Source organism: Enterobacter cloacae complex sp. 2021EL-01169, from assembly GCF_020733125.1.
Lineage (GTDB): Bacteria > Pseudomonadota > Gammaproteobacteria > Enterobacterales > Enterobacteriaceae > Enterobacter > Enterobacter roggenkampii.
Map to the genome: position 1 here is coordinate 57,683 of NZ_JAJFTC010000001.1, position 26,252 is coordinate 83,934.

A 26,252-nucleotide genomic window follows, 5' to 3' on the forward strand; every position below is an offset into this window, starting at 1 on the left:
CAAACCACGTTCAACTCGCGAGCAAGCCCCTATTTTTTCACCGGTTCGCCGTCCTGCCAGGCTTTTTGCAGCGCTGGCCAGTAGTCGCGGTTGGCCTCAATCATCTCATCCAGAATCGCTTTTGCATGTTCCATGGTCGGCACGGTGCGGTTCAGGGTAAATGCCTGCAACGCTTTTTCATAGCTGCCTTCGATAGTCGCCTCCACCAGCAGCTGTTCAGACGCGAGCTGCTGTTGCAAAAGGGTCTGATGGAACAGCGGCACCTGGCCGACGCGAATCGGTTCCGGGCCTTCGGCGGTGATATAAGCGGGAACTTCCACCACCGCATCGTATGGCAGGTTGGTAATCGCCCCGCGGTTTTCCACCATCACCAGATGGCGGCTTCGCAGGTTGAACGCCAGCGAACAGGCGACGTCAACGATAAATTCACCGTGGACGCCCACGTGGAAGGCATCCGGTAAAATTCCGGTGCGTTGATATTCTTCGGCGGCGGCGAACAGCTTTTTCTCGCGCCCGTTCATCACTTCGTTGGCGCGGGTATAGTCCGGGTTCTGATGCGCCACAATCTGGTTCGGCATCAGGTAATACTGCAGATACGGGTTCGGCAGATACTCGGGGAAGTTGTCCATGATCGGCTTGATATTGCGCCAGGTTTTCACCCACGACGGATCCGAGTGCTGCGGGTCGGTTTTAGCCGCATCTTCCGTCAGCAGGCCAAACTTCGCGATATGCTTACGCAGCGCCGGGAGCTTGTCTTCGCCGTCCACCAGCACGCGGGTAAACCAGCCGAAGTGGTTCAGGCCGAAGTAGTCCACTTCCAGTTTATGACGATCCACGCCCAGAATGGCGCCCATATTGCGCATCGCGGCAACCGGCATATCGCAGATGTTCAGCACCCTTGCGTTCGGGCGCAGGCGGCGCACGCCTTCCGCGACGATCGCGGCAGGGTTGGAGTAGTTCACGATCCAGGCTTTCTCATGCGCGTAGCGATCGACCAGATCGATAAGCTCCACCATCGGCAGGATCGTGCGCAGGCCGTAAGCCAGCCCGCCGGGGCCGCAGGTTTCCTGGCCCACCACGCCGTGACGCAGCGGGATCTTCTCATCCTGCTCACGCATTTTGTACTGGCCGACGCGCATCTGGGCGAAGACAAAATGCGCGCCGCTAAAGGCCACTTCCGGGTCACTGGTGACGGTAAATGTGATGCGCTGACTGTGGTCGCGAATGACCTTCTCGACGACCGGCGCAATGGTGTTCTGACGCGCTTCGTCGATATCGTAAAGGCGAATTTCGGCCAGCGGGAAATCCTGCAGGCGCACCATCAGGCTTTTCACAATGCCCGGCGTGTAGGTGCTGCCGCCGCCGGCAATCGACAGAATGAATGGGGGTGTTAACATCTTTAGCTCCTTTCAGAGAAACGTCTCAACGGCTTCTCGCATTTTTTTGACATGCAGCCCGTAGACCACCTGAACGTTGTTACCTTGTTTGATAATCCCTTTCGCGCCAGTCGCCTTCAGGCGCGGCTCGTCGATGATGGCGACGTCCTTCACCGTGACGCGCAAGCGGGTGTAGCAGTTGTCCACCACTTCAATATTTTCCCGGCCGCCCAGCCCCACCACGATGGACTCGCCCAGACCGTCGTTATTGCCCTTCGCCTGGTACTCCTGCTTGCTGTAGAGGCGCGTCTCCTGGTCCTCATCTTCACGGCCCGGCGTTTTCATGTTGAAGCGCAGGATCAGGAAGCGGAACACCACGTAGTAGAGGGCGAACATGATCAGCCCGACCAGGATGTACATCGGCCAGTTGGACTTGGCCGTGCCGAGCGGCAGGTTGTAAAGGATGAAGTCGATAATCCCGTTGGCGCCGATGGCGTGAACGCCCAGCAGCGAGAACAGCATCATGCCGATGCCGGTCAGCACCGCGTGCACCACGAACAGCAGCGGGGCGACAAACAGGAAGGAGAACTCAATCGGCTCGGTGACGCCGACCAGCAGCGAAGTCAGTGCCGCCGGGATCAGAATCGCTTTCGCCGCCGCTTTACGCTCTGGCCTGGCGGTCATATACATCGCCAGCGCCGCGGCAGGCAGGCCAAACATTTTGCTGATGCCGCGGGCGTCCCACACCACGGTGCTGCTGAGCTGCTTCACGTCCGCGCAGGCCATCTCGGCAAAGTAGATATTGCGCGCGCCCTGATAGGTTACGCCGCATATCTCCTGCGTGCCGCCCAGCTCGGTATAGAGGAACGGCGTATAAACCAGATGGTGCAGGCCGGTGGGGACCAGAATGCGTTCCAGGAAACCGTAGATGGCCACGCCAAACGGCCCGGAGCCTTTGATGGCCAGCGCCAGGGCGCTAATGCCATGCTGGGCAAAGGGCCAAAGCTCACTCATCACCACGCCGAGCAGCATGGAGACGGGGAGCATGACGATGGCGACAAAACAGTGGCCGGAGTAAATCGCCATCGCGCCGTTAAACTGTACGCCGGAGTATTTGTTGTACAGATAGCCGGAAAGCGCTCCGGTCAGTATCCCGGCAAAAACCCCCATCTCCAGCACCTGCACGCCCAGTACCATCGTCTGTCCGGCCGCTTTCATCTGCGCCGCTGGCGCCAGTGCGCCCTGCAGCTGCAGCGTGACGTTCATGGCGTTGATGAATACGACAAAGGTGACCAGGCCAATCAGCGCGGCATAGCCTTTATCGCGCGTTGCCAGGCCAATCGGAATACCGACGGCAAACACCAGCGCCAGGTTAACCAGCACCGACACGGCAGATTTTGCGATCAACTGACCAAGATGCTGAATCAGCGGATGACCGAGAAACGGCAGGTACTCGGCGAGATTACCGTTACCCAGCACGTTACCAAAGGCGATAAACAGACCGACGATCGGTAAGATAAGCACCGGTCCGTACAATGATTTTCCGAAATTTTGTAGGGCGTTCACGGCTCGTTTCATGGCTTTCTCTCTTTTTGAACCGCGCACTCGGGGTGCGTCATGGTTATAAAACTAGCAGCCTTCAGGGACGCTTATCCAGCTATCCTCTTGTTTTAAAAACAAATGACGTGAAAGGTAACATGTGACGTTATGCGCTGTGATCGCGGTTCCATCACGGCGTAGCGGCGTGATGCCATTCTGCGAGGCGCTTTCCAGATTCTAAAATTGGACTTTTTGAATTAATGAAACTTGCGGATAATACTTATCCGGACGACGACCAACAGGCCCCCTCTGGGCCAGGGACAAAGGATGAAACCGTTTCGCTTAGCCGCGCTCTCTCTTGCGCTGCTTACCACGTTTACGCTTGTCGGCTGTGATAACAGCGACGATAAACCTCAGGCTGCGGCTCCCGCGGCATCCACCGCATCCACACCAAAAGCCGCGGAAAAGCCAAATGCTGAAACGCTGGCTAAGCTAGCCGCCCAGAGTCAGGGAAAAGCGCTGACCCTGCTGGATGCTTCTGAAGTTCAGCTCGACGGTGCCGCCACGCTGGTGCTGACATTCTCGGTTCCGCTGAATCCCGATCAGGATTTCGCGAAAACCGTGCATGTCGTGGACAAAAAAAGCGGCAAAGTTGACGGGGCGTGGGAACTTGCGCCTAACCTGAAAGAGCTTCGCCTGCGTCATCTGGAGCCCAACCGCAACCTGGTCGTCACCGTTGAACGGGGCCTGCAGGCGCTGAACAAGGCGACGTTCGGCATTGATTATGAAAAAGCCCTCACCACCCGGGACGTCGAGCCTACCGTCGGGTTTGCCAGCCGCGGCTCGCTGCTGCCGGGTAAGGTGGTGGAAGGGTTGCCGGTAATGGCGCTTAACGTCAACAATGTTGACGTGAACTTCTACCGCGTGAAGCCGGAATCGCTGGCCTCTTTTGTCAGCCAGTGGGAATACCGCAACTCCCTCACCAACTGGGAATCCGACAACCTGCTAAAGATGGCGGAGCTGGTTTACACCGGTCGCTTCGATCTTAATCCGGCGCGCAACACGCGCGAAAAATTGCTGTTGCCCCTGAAGGATATTAAACCGCTCCAGCAGTCTGGGGTTTACATCGCGGTCATGAACCAGGCCGGGCACTATAACTACAGCAACGCCGCAACGCTCTTTACCTTAAGCGATATTGGCCTGTCCGCTCACCGTTATCATAACCGCCTGGACATCTTCACCCAGAGTCTGGAGAACGGTGCGGCGCAGTCCGGGGTTACCGTCACCCTGCTGAATGACAAAGGGCAGACCCTTGCCGAAGCGAACAGCGACGGCGATGGCCACGCAAAGCTTGAGACCGACAAAGAGGCTGCCCTGATTCTGGCCAGTAAAGACGGCCAGACCACGCTGCTTGACCTCAAGCTGCCGGCCCTCGACCTGGCGGAGTTTGATATCGCCGGGAGTCCGGGCTACAGCAAGCAGTTCTTCATGTTTGGTCCACGCGATCTCTATCGCCCGGGCGAAACGGTGATCCTCAACGGCCTGCTGCGCGACAGTGACGGTAAGCCGCTTCCCGATCAGCCCGTGAAGCTTGACGTGCTGCGCCCTGACGGTCAGGTGGCTCGCTCGATCGTTGTTCAGCCTGAAAACGGTCTCTACCGATTCAACTACCCGCTGGACAGCGGGGCGCAGACCGGCATGTGGCATATTCGCGCCAACACGGGCGATAACCTGCAGCGCCTGTGGGACTTCCACGTCGAAGACTTCATGCCAGAGCGCATGGCGCTCAACCTGAGCGGACAAAAAACGCCGGTTTCACCGCAGGATAACGTCGACTTTAACGTGGTCGGCTATTACCTGTATGGCGCACCGGCCAACGGTAACTCTCTGCAGGGCCAGCTCTTCCTGCGTCCGCTGCGTGACGCGGTGGCCGCGCTGCCGGGCTTCCAGTTTGGTGATATCGCCGAAGAGAACCTGAGCCGCAGCCTGGATGAAGTTCAGCTTACGCTGGACGAGCAGGGGCGTGGGCAGGTTTCTACCGAAAGCCAGTGGAAAGAGGTGCACTCTCCGCTGCAGCTGATCCTGCAGGCCAGCCTGCTGGAGTCGGGCGGTCGTCCGGTGACGCGTCGTGCTGAGCAGTCCATCTGGCCGGCGGCTGAGTTGCCGGGTATTCGCCCTCAGTTCGCCAGTAAAGCCGTTTACGACTACCGCACCGATACGACCGTCAACCAGCCGATTGTTGATGAGAACGGCAACGCCAGTTTCGACATCGTGTATGCCGATGCCAGCGGCGCGAAAAAGGCCGTTTCCGGGTTACAGGTTCGTCTGATTCGCGAGCGTCGGGACTACTTCTGGAACTGGTCTGAGAGCGAAGGCTGGCAGTCTCAGTTCGATCAGAAAGACCTCGTCGAAGGTGAGCAGGAGCTGACGCTTAAGGCCGATGAAACGGGTAAAGTCACCTTCCCGGTAGAGTGGGGCTCTTATCGTCTGGAAGTCAAAGCGCCTGATGAAATGGTCAGCAGCGTGCGCTTCTGGGCAGGCTACAGCTGGCAGGATAACAGCGATGGCACTGGGGCCGCGCGCCCTGACCGTGTGACGCTGAAACTGGATAAGCCAGCCTATCAGCCAGGTGACACCATCAACCTGCACATCGCCGCGCCGGCCGCAGGCAAGGGCTATGCGATGATCGAATCCAGCGAAGGGCCGCTGTGGTGGAAAGAGATCGACGTGCCGGCAAACGGTCTCGATCTCTCCATTCCGGTGGATAAAGCCTGGAAACGTCACGATCTTTACCTCAGCACGCTGGTGGTGCGTCCGGGCGATAAATCCAAATCCGCCACGCCGAAACGCGCGGTAGGCCTGCTGCATCTGCCGATGGGCGACGAAAATCGCCGCCTGAATATTGCGCTCGATAACCCGCAGAAAATGCGTCCAAACCGGACGCTCTCGGTGAAGGTGAAAGCCAGCGTGAAAGAGGGGGCCGTGCCGCAGAAGGTGAACGTGCTGGTCTCGGCGGTGGACAGCGGCGTGCTGAACATTACCGATTACGTCACGCCGGATCCGTGGCAGGCTTTCTTTGGCCAGAAGCGTTACGGCGCGGATATCTACGATATATACGGCCAGGTCATTGAAGGGCAGGGCCGTCTGGCCGCGCTGCGCTTCGGTGGCGATGGGGATGAACTGAAGCGCGGCGGCAAACCGCCGGTGAACCACGTCACCATCATTGCCCAGCAGGCACAGCCGGTTACGCTGGATGCCAACGGGGAAGGCACGATTACGCTGCCGATTGGTGATTTCAACGGCGAACTGCGTCTGATGGCGCAGGCCTGGACAGAAGACGATTTCGGCAGCAGCGAAAGCAAGGTTGTGGTGGCCGCGCCGGTTATTACCGAGCTCAACACGCCGCGCTTCCTGGCAAGTGGAGACACCTCACGCCTGACGCTGGATCTCACCAACCTGACCGACCAGCCGCAAACGCTGAACGTTGCCCTGACCGCGACAGGCAAACTGTCGCTGGAAGGTGGACAGCCGCAGCCGGTGCAACTGCCTCCGGGGGCGCGGACCACCCTGTTTATTCCGGTGCGTGCGCTGGAGGGGTATGGTGACGGAGAGGTAACAGCACAGGTTACCGGCCTGCAGCTTCCGGGCGAGACCTTTGCACCACAGCAGAAGAGCTGGAAAATCGGCGTGCGTCCGGCATTCCCGGCACAGACGGTGAATACCGGTGCCATGCTCAACCCTGGCGAATCCTGGACCGCACCGGCGCAGCACAGTAACGGTTTCTCTCCTGCCACCCTGCAGGGACAACTGCTGCTGAGCGGCAAACCACCGCTCAACCTGGCGCGCTATATTCGCGAACTGCAGGCCTATCCGTATGGCTGCCTGGAGCAGACCACCAGCGGCCTGTTCCCGTCGCTCTACACCAACGCGGCGCAACTGACGGCGCTTGGCATTAAAGGTGATACGGACGATAAACGCCGTGCCGCCATTGATATCGGTATTTCCCGTCTGCTGCAGATGCAGCGTGAAGACGGCGGGTTCGCGCTGTGGGATAAAAACGGTCCGGAAGAGTACTGGCTGACGGCTTATGTGACCGACTTCCTGGTGCGGGCGGGCGAGCAGGGCTATAGCGTGCCTGCCGATGCGGTGAATAACGCCAATAGCCGGTTGCTGCGCTATCTGCAGGACCCGGGCATGATGTCCATCCGCTACAGCGACGATACTCAGGCCAGTAAATTTGCCGTTCAGGCCTATGCCGCGCTGGTGCTGGCTCGTCAGCAAAAAGCGCCGCTGGGCGCGCTGCGTGAAATCTGGGATCGTCACGCTCAGGCGGCGTCCGGTCTGCCGCTGATGCAGCTGGGCATGGCGCTCAGGCTGATGGGCGATGCCCCGCGCAGCCAGCAGGCGCTGGATCTGGCGCTCAAAACGCCGCGCAACGACAGCAAAACCTGGATGGCCGATTACGGTAGCCAGCTTCGCGATAACGCGCTGATGCTCTCCCTGCTGGAGGAGTACAAACTGCTGCCGGATGCGCAAAATACGCTGCTGAATGCTCTTTCTGAACAGGCCTTCAGCCAGCGCTGGTTGTCCACTCAGGAGAGCAACGCGCTGTTCCTGGCCGGACGTTCGCTGCAAACTCTGTCCGGTGCATGGCAGGCGAAAACCTCCCTGTCAGATTCCGCATCAGGTGGCGATAAAGCGCAGGTACAAAACGTGAGCGGCGACCAGCTTGGCGCGCTGCAGGTCACCAATACCGGAACGACACCGCTCTGGGTACGTTTGGACAGCACCGGCTATCCGGAATATGCCCCTCAGCCGAGCGCGAACGTGTTGCAGGTCGAACGTCATATCCTGGCAACCGACGGCAGTACGAAATCACTCTCTTCGCTGAAGAGCGGCGAGCTGGTGCTGGTGTGGCTGGAAGTTAAAGCCAGCCAGAACGTGCCGGACGCGCTGGTGGTAGATCTCCTGCCTGCGGGGCTGGAGCTGGAAAACCAGAACCTGGCAAGCAGCAGCGCCAGCCTGCAGGACAGCGGCAGTGAGGTGCAGAACCTGCTCAGCCAGATGCAGCAGGCGGACATTCAGCATATGGAATTCCGCGACGACCGCTTTGTGGCGGCCGTGCCGGTAAATGAAGGTCAGCCGGTCACGCTGGTTTATCTGGCGCGCGCCGTGACGCCGGGAACCTACCAGGTCCCGGTGCCGATGGTGGAGTCTATGTACGTTCCGCAGTGGCGGGCAACGGGGGCGGCCAGCGGCCCGCTGATTGTTGTTCCGTAATATGCGAATGGCACGTCTGACACGCTCCCGCTGGCTGTGGCTGGCGGGAGCGCTTCTCGTTTTAGGGGGGCTGATTATCGCTGCCGACCGCCTGTGGCCGTTGCCGCTGAAAGAGGTTAACCCCGCGCGGGTGGTGGTGGATGAGAAGGGCACGCCGCTCTGGCGTTTTGCCGATAGCGACGGGATCTGGCGCTATCCGGTGACGATCGAAGAGGTCTCTCCCCGTTATCTTGAGGCGCTGATCCAGTACGAAGATCGCTGGTTCTGGGATCACCCCGGCGTAAACCCGCTCTCTGTCCTGCGCGCCGCCTGGCAGGATCTCAGTTCCGGGAAAGTCATCTCTGGCGGAAGCACGCTCACCATGCAGGTCGCGCGACTGCTGGACCCGCATCCGCGCACCTTTGGCGGCAAAATTCGCCAGCTCTGGCGTGCCATGCAGCTGGAGTGGCATCTTTCCAAACGCGAAATCCTGACGCTCTATCTCAATCGCGCCCCCTTTGGCGGTACGCTGCAGGGCGTGGGAGCGGCAAGCTGGACGTATCTGGGCAAGCCGCCGTCGCAGCTCAGCTATTCCGACGCGGCGCTGCTGGCGGTGCTGCCGCAGGCGCCGAGTCGATTACGCCCGGACCGCTGGCCTGAACGGGCCGAAGCGGCGCGCAATAAAGTGCTCGACCGCATGGCGACGCAGGGCGTCTGGTCCGCAAAGCAGGTCAAAGAGTCCCGTGAGGAATCAGTATGGCTGGCGCCCCGGCAGATGCCGCAGCTGGCGCCGCTCTTTGCTCGGATGATGCTCGGCAAAAGTCGCGACACGAAAATTGTCACCACGCTGGATGCCGGACTGCAGCGGCAGCTGGAAGAGCTGGCGATGAACTGGAAATCGGGTCTGCCGGCCCGCAGCTCGCTGGCGATGATCGTGGTCGATCATACCAATATGAAAGTACGCGGTTGGGTTGGGTCGGTGGATATCAACGATGACACGCGTTTTAGCCATGTGGATATGGTCAATGCGATCCGATCCCCGGGATCGGTGTTAAAACCCTTTATCTACGGCATGGCGCTGGATGATGGCCTGCTCCATCCCGCCTCGCTGCTTCAGGACGTTCCCAGAAAAACCGGTGATTATCGTCCCGGGAATTTTGACAGCGGGTTCCATGGACCGGTCAGCATGAGTGAAGCGCTGGTACGCTCCCTCAACCTGCCGGCCGTTCAGGTGCTGGAAGCCTACGGACCAAAACGATTTGCCGGGATGCTAAGCAACGCAGGCTTGCCGCTGATCCTGCCTGCGGGGGCGCAGCCGAATTTGTCTCTGATCCTCGGCGGGGCGGGCGCGCGGCTGGCAGATATCACTGCGGCCTATAGCGCCTTTGCCCGACACGGTAAGGCGGGAAGGCTGCGGTTACAGCCGGGCGATCCGCTGACTGAACGCCCGCTGTTATCGCCAGGCTCGGCGTGGATTATTCGCCGTATTCTGGCCAATGAAGCGCAGCCGCTGCCGGATAATGCGCTACCGCAGGTTGCGCCGCTGGCGTGGAAAACCGGCACCAGCTACGGGTACCGTGATGCCTGGGCCATCGGTCTGAATGCCCGTTATGTGATAGGCATCTGGACCGGACGACCGGACGGCACGCCCGTGGCGGGACAGTTTGGGTTTGCCAGCGCGGTTCCGCTGTTAAACCAGGTCAATAATCTGCTTCAGTCACGTTCAACGGTAGACGAAGCCCGCCTGCCGCGCGATCCGCGTCCGGAGAGCGTCGGGCGGGGCGTGATCTGCTGGCCGGGCGGCCAGTCGCTACCGGAAGGCAGTGAAAACTGTCGACGTCGCCTGTCGACCTGGCTGCTGGAAGGGAGTGAACCGCCCACGCTGCTTCTCCCTGAACAGGAGGGCATACGCGGCATTCGTTTCCCGGTCTGGCTGGATAAAACCGGCAAACGCGTGGCCGCAGATTGCCCGGATGCTACTGAAAAAGTCCTGGATGTCTGGCCGCTGCCGCTGGAGCCGTGGCTGCCCGCTGCGGAAAAAAGAGCGGCGCGTCTCCCGGCAGCATCAACAGTTTGCCCGCCTCTGGATAACAGCAATATCGCGCCGCTTATGCTGTCAGGGGTCAGAGAGGGGGCCGTCATCAAACGTCTTCCGGGGGAGACAACTATAACGCTTTCTCTCTCCACCAGCGGTGGAGAAGGGCAGCGATGGTGGTTTTTAAATGGCGAGCCTTTAGAGGGGCATGAATATAAATATTCACTGAAATTATATTTGCCGGGTGAATATCAATTAATGGTAATGGATGAAACCGGCCAAATAGCGACGGTGAATTTCGAAATGGCTTATTAAAATAATCCAGAAGGGTTAGCTTGATAATTATCAATGTTCGGTTCTGCAAAAAAACGAGAATGCGTTTTTATTTGAAGGAACGAGCAATGAAAAAAAATAAGAAACTGAGAGAGAGTCTTAATCCCGCTCTCTCCCGGCGTCACTTTATTCAGGCCGGGTCCGCGCTTGCCGCTCTGCCGTTTGTGGTAAAAGGCGGAAAAGCGCAGGCGGCGACAATGCCTGCGGCAGTGAACGAACCCGAAGAAAAAGTCATTCAAACCTGCAGCACCTTTGACTGTGGCGGGAAATGCGATATTCGGGCGCACGTCAGCGACGGCGTGGTCACACGCATCTCTACGCGTCCGGATAAAGAACTGGATCTTCAAATGCCGGTGATGCGCGCCTGCGTTCGTGGACGCGCGTATCGGAAATTTGTTTACCATCCCGATCGGCTTAAATATCCAATGAAACGCGTGGGTAAACGTGGCGAAGGAAAATTCGAACGTATTACCTGGGATGAAGCTACAACGCTTATTGCGAATCAATTAAAAACCATTACGCAAAAATACGGTGCTGCTTCGCGCTATGTGCATGTTGGCACCGCAGTTTCGGGAGGAACGTTCTCCGGCGATAAAATGGTTCGTCGTCTGCTTAATTTAACGGGTGGCTATCTCGAAAGCTATCACTCGGTCAGTATGGGCAACACCGCAGCGGCAACGCCCTATACCTACGGTACCGCCGCCAGCGGCAGCTCGCTGGACACGTTACTGGACACCAAACTGGTCATCCTCTGGGGGCATAACCCGACGGAAACGATTTTTGGTCACAGCAACTACTTCTTCCAGAAGATGAAGCAAAACGGCACCCGCTTCATCGTTGTCGATCCGCGCTATTCAGATACGGTGTCCTCCCTTGCTGACCAGTGGATCCCGCTGCTGCCAACAACCGATAACGCCCTGATGGACGCCATGATGTACGTGATCGTCACGGAGAACTTGCACGATCGCGACTTTATTCTGCGCTATACCCTGGGCTTTGATGAAGACGCTATGCCGGAAGGCGTTCCGGCCAATGAATCCCTGATGGCTTATCTGAGCGGCGCAAAAGATGGCGTGGCGAAAACGCCCGAGTGGGCAGAGAAAATCACCCACGTGCCTGCGCAGAACATTCGTCAGCTGGCGCGCGATTATGCCACGACGAAGCCCGCCGCGCTGATCCAGGGCTGGGGACCGCAGCGCCATAACTGCGGCGAGCGCACCGCGCGCGGCTCGACGTTACTGGCCACGCTGACGGGTAACGTTGGGGTGAAGGGCGGCTGGGCGGCAGGCTACGGCGGCTGTGCTAACCGTAAATTTGCCGCAGGCCCGGAGATGCCGGATAACCCGGTGAAAGCCAAAATATCGGTGATGAACTGGGTGCAGGCCGCCGACGATGCCTCTAAGGTAACGGCGGAAGTCGGCCTGAAGGATGCAGAAAAGCTGGACAGCAATATCCGCATCCTCTTCTCGCTGGCGGGCAATTATCTGGCTAACCAGAACCCGGATCTTCATCAGGCAACCCGCGTGCTGGAAGACGAGTCGAAAATCCAGTTTATCGTCGCGAGCGATCTGTTTATGACGCCGAGCGCCCGATACGCCGATCTTCTCCTGCCGGAAACCAGCTTTATGGAACGCTGGAATATCGGCGAAACCTGGGGTACCGCAAGCTATCTGATCCTGTCGGAAAAGCTGATTGAGCCTGAATTTGAGCGCCGTTCAGACTACGACTGGCTGCGGGAGGTCGCTTCTAAGCTTGGCGTCGAACCGGCATTCAGCGAAGGGCGTGACGAAAAGGCGTGGATTGAGCACATCTGGGAGCAGACGCGGCTCTCCATGCCAGATGAAAACCTGCCGGACTTCGCGACGCTGCAAAAGACGCGTCAGCATCTCTTCAAAAGCGCGCCGTTTGTCGCCTTTGAAGACAATATTCGCGACCCGCAAAATCATCCGTTCCCGACGCCGTCCGGAAAAATTGAGATCTTCTCGAAGCGTCTGTACGACATGCAGCACCCGGAGATTCCGGCGCTGTCGCACTACGTGCCTGCCCATGAAGGGCCGGAAGACGAACTGGCGAAAACCTTCCCGCTGCAGCTGATCACCTGGAAAGGGAAAAACCGCGCCAACTCTACCCAGTACGCCAACCCGTGGCTGATTGAGGCGCAGCAGCAAAAGCTGTGGATTAACCCTCAGGACGCGCAGAAGCGCGGCATTGCGCAGGGAGATACCGTGCGTATCCATAACGCACGCGGCATTTGTGAGATCCCGGCGGAGGTTACGCCGCGCATCATTCCTGGTGTGGTAGCCATGCAGGCAGGTGCCTGGTGGCAGCCGGATGAGAAGGGCATTGATAAAGGCGGCTGCGCGAACGTGCTCAGTTCGGCTCGTATTACCGCGCTTGCGAAAGGGAATTCACATCAAACCATGCTGGTGGAGGTGGCAAAAGCATGAGTCAGTTTAAACACTACGCGCCGGTGAGCGACAAACAGCTGGGCTTTTACATCGACTCTTCACGCTGCTCAGGGTGTAAAGCCTGCCAGGTGGCATGCAAAGATAAAAACAACCTTGAGGTCGGACGTCGTTTCCGTCGCGTGTACGAAGTCAACGGCGGGAATTTCATCCCAACCGGGCAGGGCGGCGTCAGCAACAATGTGTTTGCCTACACGCTCTCTATTTCCTGTAACCACTGTGCAGACCCCATCTGCACTAAAAACTGTCCGACCACGGCGATGCACAAGCGTCCGGGAGACGGCATTGTGCGCGTTGATACAGATAAGTGCGTCGGCTGCGGCTACTGTGCGTGGTCATGCCCTTACGGCGCGCCACAGCTCAACGAGCAGACCGGGCAGATGTCAAAATGCGATTTCTGCGTGGATCTCCAGGCGAAGGGGGAGCAGCCCGTCTGTGTGGCAACCTGTCCACTCGAAGCGATTAAATTCGGGCCGATTGATGAACTGCGGACGAAGTATGGTGCGGTCTGTGACGTGAAAGGCTTGCCTGATTCTTCCATCACAAAACCGAATCTGGTGATCAAAGCGCATCAGGGTGCAGAGAAAGAGGGCAAACGCCATGCATGAGTTACCGCTGCTGATTTTTACGCTGTTCCTGCAGGGCTCGGTAGGCGTGACGCTCTGGCTGGCGTTCGGGGGGGCGCATGCTTCGCAGCGTAGCGCGCTTCTGCCTGCTGCCGGGGCGTTTGTGCTCGCAAGCCTCGGATTGCTCGCCTCGGCGCTGCACATGGGCTATCCGCTCAATGCTCTCAACGCGCTGCGCCATGTCTCCAGCTCCTGGCTGAGCCGTGAGATTATCTTTGCCAGCCTTTACCTGGCGGCGCTGGGTCTCGCGACGCTGCTGATGTTCGCCAAAAAGCCAGGCTGGAAGCTGCTTCTGGCGGCGGCGGGCCTTGTCGGGCTGGTGGATGTGTTCTGCATGGCGCAGATCTACATGCATGCGTCCGTGGTGACGTGGCAGCATATCAACACGCTGGTGCTGTTTATCGGCTCGGTGGGCATTATTGGTTCAGCCTGCATGGCGGTTGGGATGCGTTCCCGGGCTACTCTGCGTGCGGCGGTGGTCATTATCACGCTGCTGGTGCTTGTGCGTCTGGTGATGCAGCCCGTCTGGCTGGCCGACATCTCGGCTATGGACAACACCGTGGTGACGTTCCCTCATGCGCCGTTACAGATGCTGCAACAACTGCGCACCGTGCATCTGCTGAGCTGGTGTGTGTCTGTCGTGGGTATGCTGTGCTTTGCTGCAGGCGGGTTAAAAGCGGCGCGAGGCACGATGCTGCTGGGCAGCGCCTTGCTGATTGCGGGTGAGCTGATGCTGCGCTTCGTTTTCTTCAGTATTGGCTGATGGGCAGATTAACGTTTGGCCCGGCGATGGACGTGACGCATGCGTGCGTCCGTCGCCGTTTTCGCCGTGCTTCCTGTTGTGCCTGCGCTGACGTTTGTCCCGTGCAGGCTTTTTCTTTTACGGACGCAGATATCTCGGTTGATGAGAACCGCTGTATTGAATGCGGTGACTGCCTGTTTGTTTGCCCCACTGAGGCCATCACCGGCATCACGCCGCGAAAACGCTTTTTGTGTGGCGATACGCTTGTCGGGCCTTTTACTGAACGTGCGCCGGATGTGAATGAACTGCTGCTCTGGCATGCACAGCACCATGTTCGTTTTATCAGTATCGACGTGGAGCAGTATCCTGACTGGCTGCTGGCGATTGCCCGGCTTAATCTTGTGCTTCGTCGACGCGGTGAAGCGGCATGGGCGTTTAAACTTTTACCCGTCAACGAGGTTAATATCGCCCGCCGTGCGCTGATGCACGTTCCCCGTGAGGATGTCCGGACCTGTAGCGTCGTGCCCGGTCAGCGTGAACTGCGCAGAGCGTTTTCTGGGGTTAGTGAGGCAGAGATAGCTCTCGACGCCGGAACGTGCGTATTGTGCGGCGCGTGCTGGCGGAGTTGTACGGAAAACGCGATTCGGTTTGAGAACGCTGAACTGGTCGTCGAAACCGGACGTTGTACCGGTTGCGGCGGCTGCGAAGCGGTATGCCAGCATGCGGCGATAAAAGTGACGCAAACAGAAGGAACGGCGAAAAACGTGGCCATACTGGCATATGAAGCCGTTTGCCTGACGTGCCACCGTCATTTCTGGTCATTTACGCCTGATGAAAAGCAGTGTCCGCTCTGTTTTCACCATCAACACGATATGCGAAACCCGGACTGTTGCTAATCTTCGTCTCATTTTAAAAAAATGTTATGCAGAACCATAGGCAATAGCGCTATAGCTCTTTATAATCCGCGCCACACCATACTCAGGTATGCAAAACAACAGAACATTGACAGAGGTTATCATGGCTATTGAACGTACTTTTTCCATCATCAAACCAAACGCGGTGGCAAAAAACGTTATTGGCAGCATCTTCGCTCGCTTTGAATCTGCAGGGTTCAAAATTGTTGGTACCAAAATGCTGCACCTGACCGTTGAGCAGGCGCGCGGCTTCTACGCTGAGCACGAAGGTCGCCCATTCTTTGACGGCCTGGTGGAGTTCATGACCTCCGGTCCAATCGTGGTATCCGTACTGGAAGGCGAAAACGCCGTACAGCGTCACCGCGACCTGCTGGGCGCAACCAACCCGGACAACGCGCTGGCAGGTACTCTGCGCGCTGACTACGCTGACAGCTTCACCGAGAACGGTACCCACGGTTCTGACTCTGTTGAATCTGCTGCACGCGAAATCGCTTTCTTCTTCGCAGAAGGCGAAGTGTGTCCACGTACCCGTTAATTTAACGGTTTCGTTTACACATTATTTTCGTAAATGCCGCGTCCAGACGTGGCATCCCTGCGCCAGACTTTGTACAATGCAACGCCCCGGACGAGCAGACCGCTTTCCGGGGCGTTTCTATTCAACCCTCCATGGGCCATAACGTGTAACAACGAGGCCGGTAAATATTATGTCTGAATTAGTGAATACCTCCGAAGTCGCCATTCCTGCGGTTCCCAATAAAAATGGAAAAATCAACCTGCTGGATCTGAACCGTCAGCAGATGCGCGAGTTCTTCAAAGAGATGGGCGAAAAGCCGTTTCGTGCCGATCAGGTCATGAAGTGGATGTACCATTACTGCAGCGACAATTTTGATGACATGACTGACATCAACAAGGTCCTGCGCAATAAGCTCAAAGAAGTGGCTGAAATCCGCGCCCCGGAAGTGGTGGAAGAGCAGCGCTCCGCGGATGGCACCATCAAATGGGCGATTGCGGTGGGCGATCAGCGCGTTGAAACCGTCTACATTCCGGAAGAAGACCGCGCGACGCTGTGCGTCTCCTCCCAGGTTGGCTGTGCGCTGGAGTGCAAATTCTGCTCAACCGCGCAGCAAGGCTTTAACCGTAACCTGCGTGTTTCAGAAATTATCGGCCAGGTCTGGCGTGCTGCGAAAATCGTCGGCGCGGCAAAAGTGACCGGCACTCGCCCAATCACCAACGTGGTGATGATGGGGATGGGTGAGCCGCTGCTGAACCTGACCAACGTCGTTCCGGCGATGGAAATCATGCTGGATGACTTCGGCTTTGGTCTGTCCAAGCGTCGCGTCACGCTGTCGACCTCAGGCGTTGTGCCTGCGCTGGACAAGCTCGGCGATATGATTGACGTCGCGCTGGCGATCTCCCTGCACGCGCCAAACGATGAAATTCGTGACGAAATTGTGCCAATCAACAAAAAGTACAATATCGAAACCTTCCTCGCTGCCGTACGTCGCTATCTGGAGAAATCCAACGCCAACCAGGGTCGCGTCACTATCGAGTACGTGATGCTGGACCACGTCAACGACGGTACCGAACATGCGCATCAGCTGGCTGAACTGCTGAAAGATACGCCATGTAAAATCAACCTGATCCCGTGGAACCCGTTCCCGGGCGCGCCGTATGGCCGTAGCTCGAACAGCCGTATCGACCGTTTCTCCAAGGTGCTGATGGAGTATGGTTTCACCACCATCGTGCGTAAAACGCGTGGTGATGATATTGATGCCGCATGTGGACAGCTGGCTGGTGATGTTATTGACCGTACCAAGCGTACCCTGCGTAAACGCATGCAGGGCGAGACGATCGCGGTTAAAGCTGTTTGATTATTATGCACTCACGGCGCATTATCTGCGCCGTGAGACATAACCTTACTGAATAATCAGTCAGATTCGTGAAGACTGATCAATAATTACGGTGCGTTTCATCCGACTTTCGGGCAGTATGTAACGACGTAACAACAGTTTAGCCGTACGGGCAGGGCTGTACTGTCATCTCCGGGCTGACAGTCTTATACTCTGTGTTCAAGGTTAACTGACCAGAAGTTTCGCGGTGCGGGTGGCATTGTGACTCACCGGCGCCTGAACCCTTTTTTTCACGTACCAGTAGTTGTAGCGAATGAATACTGAAGCCACTCACGACCAACATGAAGCACTCTCCACTGGCGTTCGTCTTCGCAACGCCCGTGAACAACTCGGACTCAGCCAGCAAGCCGTCGCAGAACGCTTGTGCCTGAAGGTTTCCACGGTTCGCGATATTGAAGAAGATAAGGCACCCGCCGATCTGGCTTCAACGTTCTTGCGCGGTTATATCCGCTCTTACGCAAAACTGGTGCACATCCCCGAAAACGAATTACTGCCAATGATGGAGAAGCAGGCGCCGGTCCGTGCAGCAAAAGTTGCGCCGATGCAGACCTTCTCCCTGGGGAAACGTCGTAAAAAACGTGATGGCTGGCTGATGAGCTTTACCTGGCTGGTGCTGTTTGTGGTGGTCGGTCTGACCGGTGCGTGGTGGTGGCAAAACCACAAGGCGCAGCAGGAAGAGATCACCACCATGGCCGATCAATCCTCCGCCGAACTCAACCAGGCCGGAACGGATAACGCCCAGAGCGTGCCGCTGAATACAGACGGTGCAGCGACTTCCAGCGAGCCACAGACCGCAGCGCCAGATGCGACAGCGACCAATGCTGCGCAGGCTCCGGCAGCAACGGCTAACACCGCTGCGCCTCAGGCTCAGGATCAAAACGCGGTGGTTGCCCCTTCTCAGGCGAATGTTGATACTGCGGCGAACGCGCCTGCGGCTACTCAGCCTGCAGACAATACCGCAGCGTCTCTGCCAACCAGCCCGGCGGGTACGGCGACACCAGTAGCCGATCCTAACGCGCTGGTAATGAACTTCAGCGCCGACTGCTGGCTGGAAGTGACTGACGCGACAGGTAAAAAACTGTTCAGCGGCCTGCAGCGCAAAGATGGCACGTTAAACCTAACGGGCCAGGCGCCTTATAAACTTAAAATCGGCGCTCCGGCAGCGGTACAGATCCAGTATCAAGGAAAACCTGTCGACCTGAGCCGCTTTATCAGAACTAACCAGGTTGCACGTCTTACCGTTAATGCCGAACAATCAGCAGCACAGTAACAGACGGGCAACGCGGGAGATTTTTCATGCATAACCAGGCTCCGATTCAACGTAGAAAATCGAAACGGATTTACGTTGGGAATGTGCCAATCGGCGATGGGGCACCTATCGCCGTTCAGTCGATGACCAATACGCGCACCACCGATGTGGAAGCGACGGTCAATCAAATCAAAGCATTAGAACGTGTCGGCGCGGACATTGTTCGCGTCTCCGTCCCGACCATGGATGCGGCTGAGGCGTTCAAACTGATCAAACAGCAGGTCAGCGTTCCGCTGGTGGCGGATATTCACTTCGACTACCGCATCGCACTGAAAGTGGCCGAGTACGGCGTCGATTGCCTGCGTATTAACCCGGGCAACATCGGTAACGAAGAGCGTATCCGCATGGTCGTGGACTGCGCCCGCGATAAAAATATTCCTATCCGTATCGGCGTTAACGCCGGTTCCCTGGAAAAAGATCTGCAGGAAAAATACGGTGAGCCTACGCCGCAGGCGCTGCTCGAATCCGCGATGCGTCACGTCGATCATCTCGATCGCCTTAACTTCGATCAGTTCAAAGTCAGCGTAAAAGCGTCCGACGTGTTCCTGGCCGTAGAATCTTATCGCCTGCTGGCAAAGCAGATCGATCAGCCTCTGCACCTCGGGATCACCGAAGCGGGCGGCCTGCGTAGCGGCTCGGTAAAATCCGCGATCGGTCTGGGGCTGCTGCTCTCTGAAGGGATCGGTGACACCCTGCGCGTCTCGCTGGCGGCGGATCCTGTCGAAGAGATCAAGGTCGGCTTCGATATTCTGAAATCACTGCGTATTCGCGCGCGTGGGATCAACTTCATTGCCTGCCCAACCTGTTCACGTCAGGAGTTCGATGTGATCGGTACGGTGAATGCCCTGGAGCAACGTCTGGAAGACATTATCACCCCGATGGACGTCTCCATCATCGGCTGCGTGGTGAACGGTCCGGGTGAAGCCCTGGTGTCAACCCTGGGCGTGACCGGCGGTAACAAGAAAAGTGGTCTCTATGAAGATGGCGTTCGAAAAGATCGTCTGGATAATAGTGACATGATCGACCAGCTTGAAGCCCGCATCCGCGCCAAAGCCGCCATGATGGACGAGACACAGCGTATTAACGTTCAGCAGGTTGAAAAATAACGTGATGGGAAGCCGTGAGCTTCCCATGTATGATTGAACCCATTCTTTGGGTTTTTTTTGTATATAGAAAGAGAATAAACGTGGCAAAAAACATTCAAGCCATCCGCGGCATGAACGATTATCTGCCTGGCGAAACCGCCATCTGGCAGCGCATTGAAGGCACGCTGAAGCAGGTGCTCGGCAGCTACGGTTACAGCGAAATTCGTTTGCCGATTGTAGAGCAGACCCCGTTATTCAAACGCGCGATCGGTGAAGTGACCGACGTGGTTGAAAAAGAGATGTACACCTTTGAGGACCGCAACGGCGACAGCCTGACCCTGCGTCCGGAAGGGACGGCGGGCTGCGTACGCGCCGGCATCGAACATGGTCTTCTGTACAATCAGGAGCAGCGTCTGTGGTATATCGGCCCGATGTTCCGCCACGAACGTCCTCAGAAAGGGCGTTATCGCCAGTTTAATCAGCTGGGTGTGGAAGCCTTTGGCCTGCAGGGCCCGGACATCGACGCTGAACTGATTATGCTGACCGCCCGCTGGTGGCGTGCGCTCGGTATCGCCGATCACGTTTCCCTTGAGCTGAACTCTATCGGTTCTCTGGAAGCGCGTGCGAACTACCGCGATGCGCTGGTGGCGTTTCTGGAACAGCATAAAGAGAAACTGGACGAAGACTGCAAACGTCGCATGTACAGCAACCCGCTGCGCGTTCTGGATTCCAAAAACGCCGATGTTCAGGCACTGCTGAACGATGCGCCTGCGCTGGGTGATTACCTGGACGACGAGTCGCGCGAACACTTCGCGGGCCTGTGTAAGCTGCTTGAAGCGGCTGGCATCGCCTACACCGTAAACCAGCGTCTGGTGCGCGGTCTGGACTACTACAACCGTACCGTGTTTGAGTGGGTCACCACCAGCCTCGGCTCTCAGGGCACCGTGTGCGCGGGCGGCCGTTATGACGGTCTGGTTGAGCAACTTGGCGGTCGCGCTGCGCCTGCGGTTGGCTTCGCGATGGGTCTTGAGCGACTTGTTTTGCTGGTTCAGGCAGTTAATCCGGAATTTAAAGCAGATTCCGTTGTCGATATATACCTGGTGGCCTCAGGCGCGGAAACGCAGTCTGCGGCAATGCAGCTTGCCGAACGCGTGCGCGATGCGCTGCCGGGCGTTAAGCTGATGACCAACCATGGCGGCGGCAACTTCAAAAAACAGTTTGCTCGTGCCGATAAGTGGGGCGCAAGTATCGCACTGGTGCTGGGTGAGTCCGAAGTGGCCAACGGCGAAGTGGTGGTGAAAGACCTGCGCTCTGGTGAGCAGACAACGGTAACGCAGGACGGCGTTGCGGCGCACTTGCGCACTCTATTGGGCTAAGGAGAAGGACTGCGTGGAAATTTACGAGAACGAACACGATCAGGTCGACGCGATTAAACGCTTCTTTGCTGAAAACGGCAAAGCGCTGGTTGTTGGGGTTATTTTAGGTGTCGGTGCGCTGGTAGGCTGGCGTTACTGGAACAATCATCAGGCGGATTCCGCGCGCGGCGCGTCCCTGTCCTATGAAAATACCGTGAGCGCAATTCGTGCCGATCAGCCGCAAACGCTGACGGCGGCAGAAAAATTTGCGGCTGACAACAAAAACACCTACGGTGCACTGGCTGCGCTGGAAGTGGCTCAGCAGTACGTTGATAAGAACGAACTGGATAAAGCCGTTGCTCAGCTGTCTCAGGGCCTTGCTGCCGCCAGTGATGAAAATCTGAAAGCGGTGATCAATCTGCGCCTGGCACGTATTCAGGTTCAGCAGAAGAAAGCTGACGATGCGCTGAAAACGCTCGATACCATCAAAGGCGAAGGCTTTGCTGCCATCGTTGCCGATCTGCGCGGTGAAGCACTGCTGAGCAAAGGTGACAAAGCGGGCGCGCGTAAAGCGTGGCAAGCTGGCGTAGAGAGCAATGCCTCACCTGCGCTGAGCGAAATGATGCAGATGAAAATAAATAATTTGTCCGTCTGAGAGGGACCCGATGCAATTGCGTAAATTACTTCTGCCAGGACTGCTTTCTGTTACGTTATTGAGTGGTTGTTCACTGTTCAGTGGCGAAGAAGACGTTGTGAAAATGTCCCCACTGCCGACGGTTGAAAACCAGTTTACCCCATCCACCGCGTGGGACGTCTCCGTGGGCAATGGGATTGGTGATTTCTATTCCAACCTTCATCCTGCGTATGCAGACAGCGTTGTCTATGCGGCCGATCGCAAAGGTACCGTGAAAGCGGTGAACGCGGATGACGGAAAAGAAGTGTGGTCCGTTAACCTGGCGGAAAAAGACGGCTGGTTCTCCCGTAAGCCTGCACTGCTGTCTGGCGGCCTGACCGTTGCCGGTGGCCACGTCTACGTGGGCAGCGAAAAAGCGCAGGTTTATGCCCTGAACAGCAGCGACGGTTCCATTGCCTGGCAAACGACCGTGGCGGGGGAATCCCTCTCTCGTCCGGTGGTGAGCGATGGCCTGGTGCTGATTCATACCAGCAACGGCCAGCTGCAGGCGCTGAACGAAGCGGACGGCCTGGTGAAATGGACCGTTAACCTGGATATGCCTGCGCTCTCTCTGCGTGGCGAATCTGCCCCGGCTACCGCATTTGGTGCTGCCATTGTCGGCGGCGACAACGGTCGCGTAAGCGCCGTGCTGATGCAGCAGGGCCAGATGATCTGGCAGCAGCGTATCTCTCAGGCCACTGGCTCAACGGAAATTGACCGTCTGAGCGACGTGGACACAACGCCGGTCATCGTTAACGGTGTGGTTTACGCGCTGGCCTACAACGGCAACCTGACCGCGCTGGATCTGCGCAGCGGCCAGATCATGTGGAAACGTGAGCTGGGCTCGGTGAATGATTTCATCGTTGAAGGTAACCGTATCTATATGGTTGACCAGAACGACCGTCTGCTGGCCCTGAGCACCGAAGGCGGCGTGACGCTGTGGACGCAAAGCGACCTGCTGCACCGTCTGCTGACTGCGCCAGCGCTGTACAACGGTAGCCTGGTTGTGGGCGACAGCGAAGGGTATATGCACTGGATCGATCCGGATAATGGCCGCTTTGTTGCACAGCAAAAAGTCGACAGCTCCGGTTTCCTGACCGACCCGGTCGTGGCCGACGGCAAACTGCTGATTCAGGCAAAAGACGGCACGCTGTACGCGATCACGCGTTAATTACCCGGCGGTTGTAGTATACTAAACGGCTCCTGTTCACTCAGGAGCCGTTTTGACATTTTTAAAAACGCCGCGAAAGCGACGTTATTTTGAATTTTATGAGGCTTCAAACATGGTACCTGTGGTCGCGCTTGTCGGGCGCCCTAACGTTGGAAAATCCACTCTTTTTAACCGTTTAACACGCACCCGTGATGCGCTGGTTGCGGATTTCCCGGGGCTGACGCGTGACCGTAAGTACGGTCGTGCAGAGGTGGAAGGACGCGAGTTCATCTGTATTGATACCGGTGGTATTGACGGCACAGAAGACGGCGTGGAAACCCGCATGGCGGAACAGTCGCTGCTGGCGATTGAAGAAGCGGACGTGGTGCTGTTCATGGTGGACGCGCGCGCTGGCCTGATGCCGGCGGACTCCGCTATCGCTAAACACCTGCGTTCACGCGAAAAGCCAACCTTCCTGGTGGCGAACAAAACTGACGGCATCGATGCCGATCAGGCCATCGCAGATTTCTGGTCACTGGGTCTGGGTGAAATCTATCCTATCGCGGCATCGCATGGCCGTGGCGTCACCAGCCTGCTGGAAACCGTTCTGCTGCCGTGGGTTGACGAAGTGAACCCGCCGGAAGAGGTGGACGAAGACGCGGAATACTGGGCGCAGTTCGAAGACGGCGAAGCGGGCGAAGAAGAAGAGCCTGAAGACGACTTCAACCCGCAGGATCTGCCGATCAAGCTGGCCATCGTGGGTCGTCCAAACGTAGGTAAGTCTACACTTACTAACCGTATTCTGGGTGAAGAGCGCGTGGTCGTTTACGATATGCCGGGCACCACCCGCGACAGTATCTACATCCCGATGCAGCGCGATGAGCGTGAGTATGTCCTCATCGACACCGCCGGGGTGCGTAAGCGTGGTAAAATCACCGATGTGGTGGAAAAATTCTCCGTTATCAAAACCCTGCAGGCGATTGAAGATGCCAACGTCGTGCTGCTGGTTATCGACGCGCGCGAAGGGATCTCCGATCAGGACCTCTCTCTGCTCGGCTTTATTCTCAATAGTGGGCGCTCACTGGTTATCGTGGTCAACAAATGGGATGGCCTGAGCAATGAAGTGCGTGAGCAGGTGAAAGAGACCCTCGACTTCCGTCTGGGCTTTATCGACTTTGCTCGCGTACACTTCATCTCTGCGCTGCACGGCAGCGGCGTGGGTAACCTGTTCGAATCCGTGCGCGAAGCGTACGACAGCTCCACCCGTCGTCAGAGCACCGCCATGCTGACCCGTATCATGAATATGGCTGCGGAAGACCATCAGCCGCCGCTGGTGCGCGGCCGTCGCGTGAAGCTGAAATACGCCCACGCCGGTGGTTATAACCCGCCAATCGTGGTGATCCACGGCAACCAGGTGAAAGACCTGCCGGATTCCTACAAGCGCTATCTGATGAACTACTTCCGTAAGTCGCTGGACGTGATGGGCACGCCTATCCGTATCCAGTTCAAGGAAGGGGAAAACCCGTTCGCCAACAAGCGCAACACCCTGACGCCGAACCAGATGCGCAAGCGTAAACGTCTGATTAAGCACATTAAGAAAAGCAAATAAGCTTTGCTGAACGCACGAAAGCCCGCGACTATCGCGGGCTTTTTTTTGCCCATTCATACCGCCGGTTTTCTCTGTGTGAAGTCAATCACTATTCACTTTTAACCAAGTTTAAATCTAAGAAAGTAGACAATCGTCGAATTTTCATCTTAAAGTCCAGGGTCCGGTACTAGACAAAACTAGCGCCTGGTTATCAAATGGTTAACCAACTTTTCGCCGCATGTAAAAAATCGGCCAGATACGTAACTGGCCGGCGTACCTGCTGGTGTTTACAAGCACGACGACATACCTTTCGGGAGAATTATGCAATCCTCTGTTAATCAAAAAGAAAGCCGAACGTTCTTCGGCCATCCGTATCCGCTCGGTTCCCTGTTCTTCACCGAGATGTGGGAGCGTTTCTCGTTTTACGGCATTCGTCCGTTACTGATCCTGTTTATGGCCGCCACCGTCTATGACGGCGGGATGGGCCTGGCGCGTGAAAACGCCTCGGCGATTGTCGGTATCTTTGCCGGCACCATGTACCTGGCCGCGCTGCCGGGCGGCTGGCTGGCGGATAACTGGCTCGGCCAGCAGAGAGCCGTCTGGTACGGTTCGATCCTGATTGCGCTCGGTCACCTGTCGATTGCGCTCTCGGCCATCATGGGCAATAACCTGTTCTTTATCGGCCTGATGTTCATCGTGCTCGGCTCCGGGCTGTTTAAGACCTGTATCTCGGTAATGGTCGGTACCCTTTATAAAAAAGGCGACGCGCGTCGCGACGGCGGCTTCTCGCTGTTCTATATGGGTATCAACATGGGCTCGTTCATCGCCCCGCTGATTTCCGGCTGGCTGATCAAAACCCACGGCTGGCACTGGGGCTTTGGCATTGGCGGTATCGGGATGCTGGTGGCGCTGATTATCTTCCGCGTGTTTGCCGTTCCGGCCATGAAACGCTATGACGGCGAAGTCGGTCTCGACTCCACCTGGAACAGCCCGGTGGTGAAGCGTAACGGCGTGGGCGCCTGGCTGCTGGCGCTGGCGGCAGGCGTGGCAACGATCGTGACGCTGATTGCGCAGGGCGTGATTGTGATTAATCCGGTCGCGGTAGCCAGCGTGCTGGTCTACGTGATTGCGGCATCCGTTGCCCTCTACTTTATTTATCTGTTTGTTTTTGCTGGACTGAACCGTAAAGAGCGCGCCAGACTGCTGGTCTGCTTTATTCTGCTGATCTCCGCGGCGTTCTTCTGGTCCGCGTTCGAGCAGAAGCCAACCTCGTTCAACCTGTTTGCCAACGACTACACTAACCGCATGATCGGCGATTTCGAAATCCCGGCGGTGTGGTTCCAGTCAATCAACGCCCTGTTCATCATCCTGCTGGCACCGGTGTTCAGCTGGGCGTGGCCGAAGCTGGCGAGCATGAACATTCGTCCGAGCAGCATCACCAAGTTTGTTATCGGTATCCTGTGTGCCGCAGCGGGCTTTGGCCTGATGATGCTGGCGGCACAGAACGTGCTGAGCAGCGGTGGGGCGGGCGTATCGCCGTTCTGGCTGGTGGGCAGTATCCTGATGCTGACGCTCGGCGAGCTGTGTCTCAGCCCGATTGGCCTGGCGACCATGACGCTGCTGGCGCCGGAGAGAATGCGCGGCCAGATGATGGGGCTGTGGTTCTGTGCGAGCGCGCTGGGTAACCTGGCGGCGGGTCTGATTGGCGGCCACGTGAAGGCCGACCAGCTGGATATGCTGCCGGATCTCTTTGCGCGCTGCTCCGTCGCGCTGCTGATTTGTGCCGCGGTACTGATCGTCCTCATTGTTCCGGTACGCCGCATGCTGGAAAATGCGCAGACTAAACCGGCAGCTAACGCCTCTTAAACCTCAGCATGCCGGGGCAGGCGTTAT

17 protein-coding genes are annotated in these 26,252 nt (G+C 57.4%); 15 read left to right on the forward strand and 2 right to left on the reverse strand.

The genetic code is table 11. From position 1 onward, the window contains the following. Positions 1-29 precede the first annotated feature (29 nt). Both LLF79_RS00305 and LLF79_RS00310 read right to left on the reverse strand, forming a co-directional pair. Positions 30-1,397, reverse strand: a complete 1,368-nt coding sequence (locus LLF79_RS00305) for a 6-phospho-alpha-glucosidase (protein WP_008502148.1) — start codon at positions 1,395-1,397, stop codon at positions 30-32. A 12-nt stretch (positions 1,398-1,409) separates the two neighbouring features. Further along, positions 1,410-2,954, reverse strand: a complete 1,545-nt coding sequence (locus LLF79_RS00310; protein WP_227878977.1) for a PTS transporter subunit EIIC — start codon at positions 2,952-2,954, stop codon at positions 1,410-1,412. 288 nt (positions 2,955-3,242) lie between these two features. On the opposite strand from LLF79_RS00310, the gene LLF79_RS00315 reads away from it, so the two are divergent. From LLF79_RS00315 to LLF79_RS00385, 15 genes are all read left to right on the forward strand, one after another. Next, positions 3,243-8,195: an alpha-2-macroglobulin gene (locus LLF79_RS00315; protein WP_227878978.1), complete on the forward strand. Its 4,953-nt coding sequence runs from the start codon at positions 3,243-3,245 to the stop codon at positions 8,193-8,195. Position 8,196: 1 nt separating this feature from the next. After that, the gene (gene pbpC, locus LLF79_RS00320; protein WP_227878979.1) at positions 8,197-10,524 is read left to right on the forward strand and encodes a peptidoglycan glycosyltransferase PbpC; all 2,328 of its coding nucleotides are present in this window, start codon (positions 8,197-8,199) and stop codon (positions 10,522-10,524) included. An 86-nt stretch (positions 10,525-10,610) separates the two neighbouring features. Continuing rightward, complete coding sequence (locus tag LLF79_RS00325) at positions 10,611-12,989, forward strand: DMSO/selenate family reductase complex A subunit (protein WP_305054993.1); 2,379 nt, start codon at positions 10,611-10,613, stop codon at positions 12,987-12,989. Then, positions 12,986-13,615, forward strand: a complete 630-nt coding sequence (locus LLF79_RS00330; protein ID WP_194514538.1) for a DMSO/selenate family reductase complex B subunit — start codon at positions 12,986-12,988, stop codon at positions 13,613-13,615. Before LLF79_RS00325 ends, LLF79_RS00330 begins: the two co-directional genes overlap by 4 nt. Continuing rightward, positions 13,608-14,396, forward strand: coding sequence for a DmsC/YnfH family molybdoenzyme membrane anchor subunit (locus LLF79_RS00335; RefSeq protein ID WP_008502142.1), 789 nt, complete (start codon positions 13,608-13,610; stop codon positions 14,394-14,396). The genes LLF79_RS00330 and LLF79_RS00335 overlap by 8 nt, the downstream gene beginning before the upstream one ends. Next, positions 14,396-15,271, forward strand: a complete 876-nt coding sequence (locus LLF79_RS00340; protein ID WP_227878980.1) for a 4Fe-4S binding protein — start codon at positions 14,396-14,398, stop codon at positions 15,269-15,271. Before LLF79_RS00335 ends, LLF79_RS00340 begins: the two co-directional genes overlap by 1 nt. A 121-nt stretch (positions 15,272-15,392) precedes the next feature. After that, the gene (gene ndk, locus LLF79_RS00345) at positions 15,393-15,824 is read left to right on the forward strand and encodes a nucleoside-diphosphate kinase (RefSeq protein ID WP_003860625.1); all 432 of its coding nucleotides are present in this window, start codon (positions 15,393-15,395) and stop codon (positions 15,822-15,824) included. 169 nt (positions 15,825-15,993) lie between these two features. Then, positions 15,994-17,160 (forward strand): bifunctional tRNA (adenosine(37)-C2)-methyltransferase TrmG/ribosomal RNA large subunit methyltransferase RlmN, encoded by a 1,167-nt coding sequence (locus LLF79_RS00350; protein WP_014171168.1) that lies wholly within the window; start codon positions 15,994-15,996, stop codon positions 17,158-17,160. Positions 17,161-17,452: 292 nt separating this feature from the next. Further along, complete coding sequence (gene rodZ / locus LLF79_RS00355; protein ID WP_128301501.1) at positions 17,453-18,469, forward strand: cytoskeleton protein RodZ; 1,017 nt, start codon at positions 17,453-17,455, stop codon at positions 18,467-18,469. 26 nt (positions 18,470-18,495) lie between these two features. Continuing rightward, a complete protein-coding gene (ispG, locus tag LLF79_RS00360) occupies positions 18,496-19,614 on the forward strand; it encodes a flavodoxin-dependent (E)-4-hydroxy-3-methylbut-2-enyl-diphosphate synthase (RefSeq protein ID WP_008502138.1) in 1,119 nt (372 codons plus the stop codon). An 80-nt stretch (positions 19,615-19,694) separates the two neighbouring features. Further along, positions 19,695-20,969, forward strand: coding sequence for a histidine--tRNA ligase (gene hisS, locus LLF79_RS00365; RefSeq protein WP_206804448.1), 1,275 nt, complete (start codon positions 19,695-19,697; stop codon positions 20,967-20,969). Positions 20,970-20,982: 13 nt separating this feature from the next. Then, positions 20,983-21,603, forward strand: a complete 621-nt coding sequence (locus LLF79_RS00370; protein ID WP_008502136.1) for a YfgM family protein — start codon at positions 20,983-20,985, stop codon at positions 21,601-21,603. Between the two features lie 10 nt (positions 21,604-21,613). Next, positions 21,614-22,792, forward strand: coding sequence for an outer membrane protein assembly factor BamB (gene bamB, locus LLF79_RS00375; protein WP_008502135.1), 1,179 nt, complete (start codon positions 21,614-21,616; stop codon positions 22,790-22,792). 112 nt (positions 22,793-22,904) lie between these two features. Then, positions 22,905-24,380: a ribosome biogenesis GTPase Der gene (der, locus tag LLF79_RS00380; RefSeq protein ID WP_008502134.1), complete on the forward strand. Its 1,476-nt coding sequence runs from the start codon at positions 22,905-22,907 to the stop codon at positions 24,378-24,380. Between the two features lie 300 nt (positions 24,381-24,680). Next, positions 24,681-26,225 carry a peptide MFS transporter gene (locus LLF79_RS00385; protein WP_008502133.1) on the forward strand — a complete coding sequence of 515 codons (1,545 nt, stop codon included), beginning with the start codon at positions 24,681-24,683 and terminating at the stop codon, positions 26,223-26,225. Positions 26,226-26,252 lie beyond the last annotated feature (27 nt).

Excerpts from the sequence above, each read along its gene's own strand:
- LLF79_RS00305 (WP_008502148.1), bottom strand. The coding sequence starts at position 1,397 with ATGTTAACACCCCCATTCATTCTGTCGATTGCCGGCGGCGGCAGCACC.
- LLF79_RS00310 (WP_227878977.1), bottom strand. The coding sequence starts at position 2,954 with ATGAAACGAGCCGTGAACGCCCTACAAAATTTCGGAAAATCATTGTAC.
- LLF79_RS00315 (WP_227878978.1), top strand. The coding sequence starts at position 3,243 with ATGAAACCGTTTCGCTTAGCCGCGCTCTCTCTTGCGCTGCTTACCACG.
- pbpC (WP_227878979.1), top strand. The coding sequence starts at position 8,197 with ATGCGAATGGCACGTCTGACACGCTCCCGCTGGCTGTGGCTGGCGGGA.
- LLF79_RS00325 (WP_305054993.1), top strand. The coding sequence starts at position 10,611 with ATGAAAAAAAATAAGAAACTGAGAGAGAGTCTTAATCCCGCTCTCTCC.
- LLF79_RS00330 (WP_194514538.1), top strand. The coding sequence starts at position 12,986 with ATGAGTCAGTTTAAACACTACGCGCCGGTGAGCGACAAACAGCTGGGC.
- LLF79_RS00335 (WP_008502142.1), top strand. The coding sequence starts at position 13,608 with ATGCATGAGTTACCGCTGCTGATTTTTACGCTGTTCCTGCAGGGCTCG.
- LLF79_RS00340 (WP_227878980.1), top strand. The coding sequence starts at position 14,396 with ATGGGCAGATTAACGTTTGGCCCGGCGATGGACGTGACGCATGCGTGC.
- ndk (WP_003860625.1), top strand. The coding sequence starts at position 15,393 with ATGGCTATTGAACGTACTTTTTCCATCATCAAACCAAACGCGGTGGCA.
- LLF79_RS00350 (WP_014171168.1), top strand. The coding sequence starts at position 15,994 with ATGTCTGAATTAGTGAATACCTCCGAAGTCGCCATTCCTGCGGTTCCC.
- rodZ (WP_128301501.1), top strand. The coding sequence starts at position 17,453 with ATGAATACTGAAGCCACTCACGACCAACATGAAGCACTCTCCACTGGC.
- ispG (WP_008502138.1), top strand. The coding sequence starts at position 18,496 with ATGCATAACCAGGCTCCGATTCAACGTAGAAAATCGAAACGGATTTAC.
- bamB (WP_008502135.1), top strand. The coding sequence starts at position 21,614 with ATGCAATTGCGTAAATTACTTCTGCCAGGACTGCTTTCTGTTACGTTA.
- der (WP_008502134.1), top strand. The coding sequence starts at position 22,905 with ATGGTACCTGTGGTCGCGCTTGTCGGGCGCCCTAACGTTGGAAAATCC.
- LLF79_RS00385 (WP_008502133.1), top strand. The coding sequence starts at position 24,681 with ATGCAATCCTCTGTTAATCAAAAAGAAAGCCGAACGTTCTTCGGCCAT.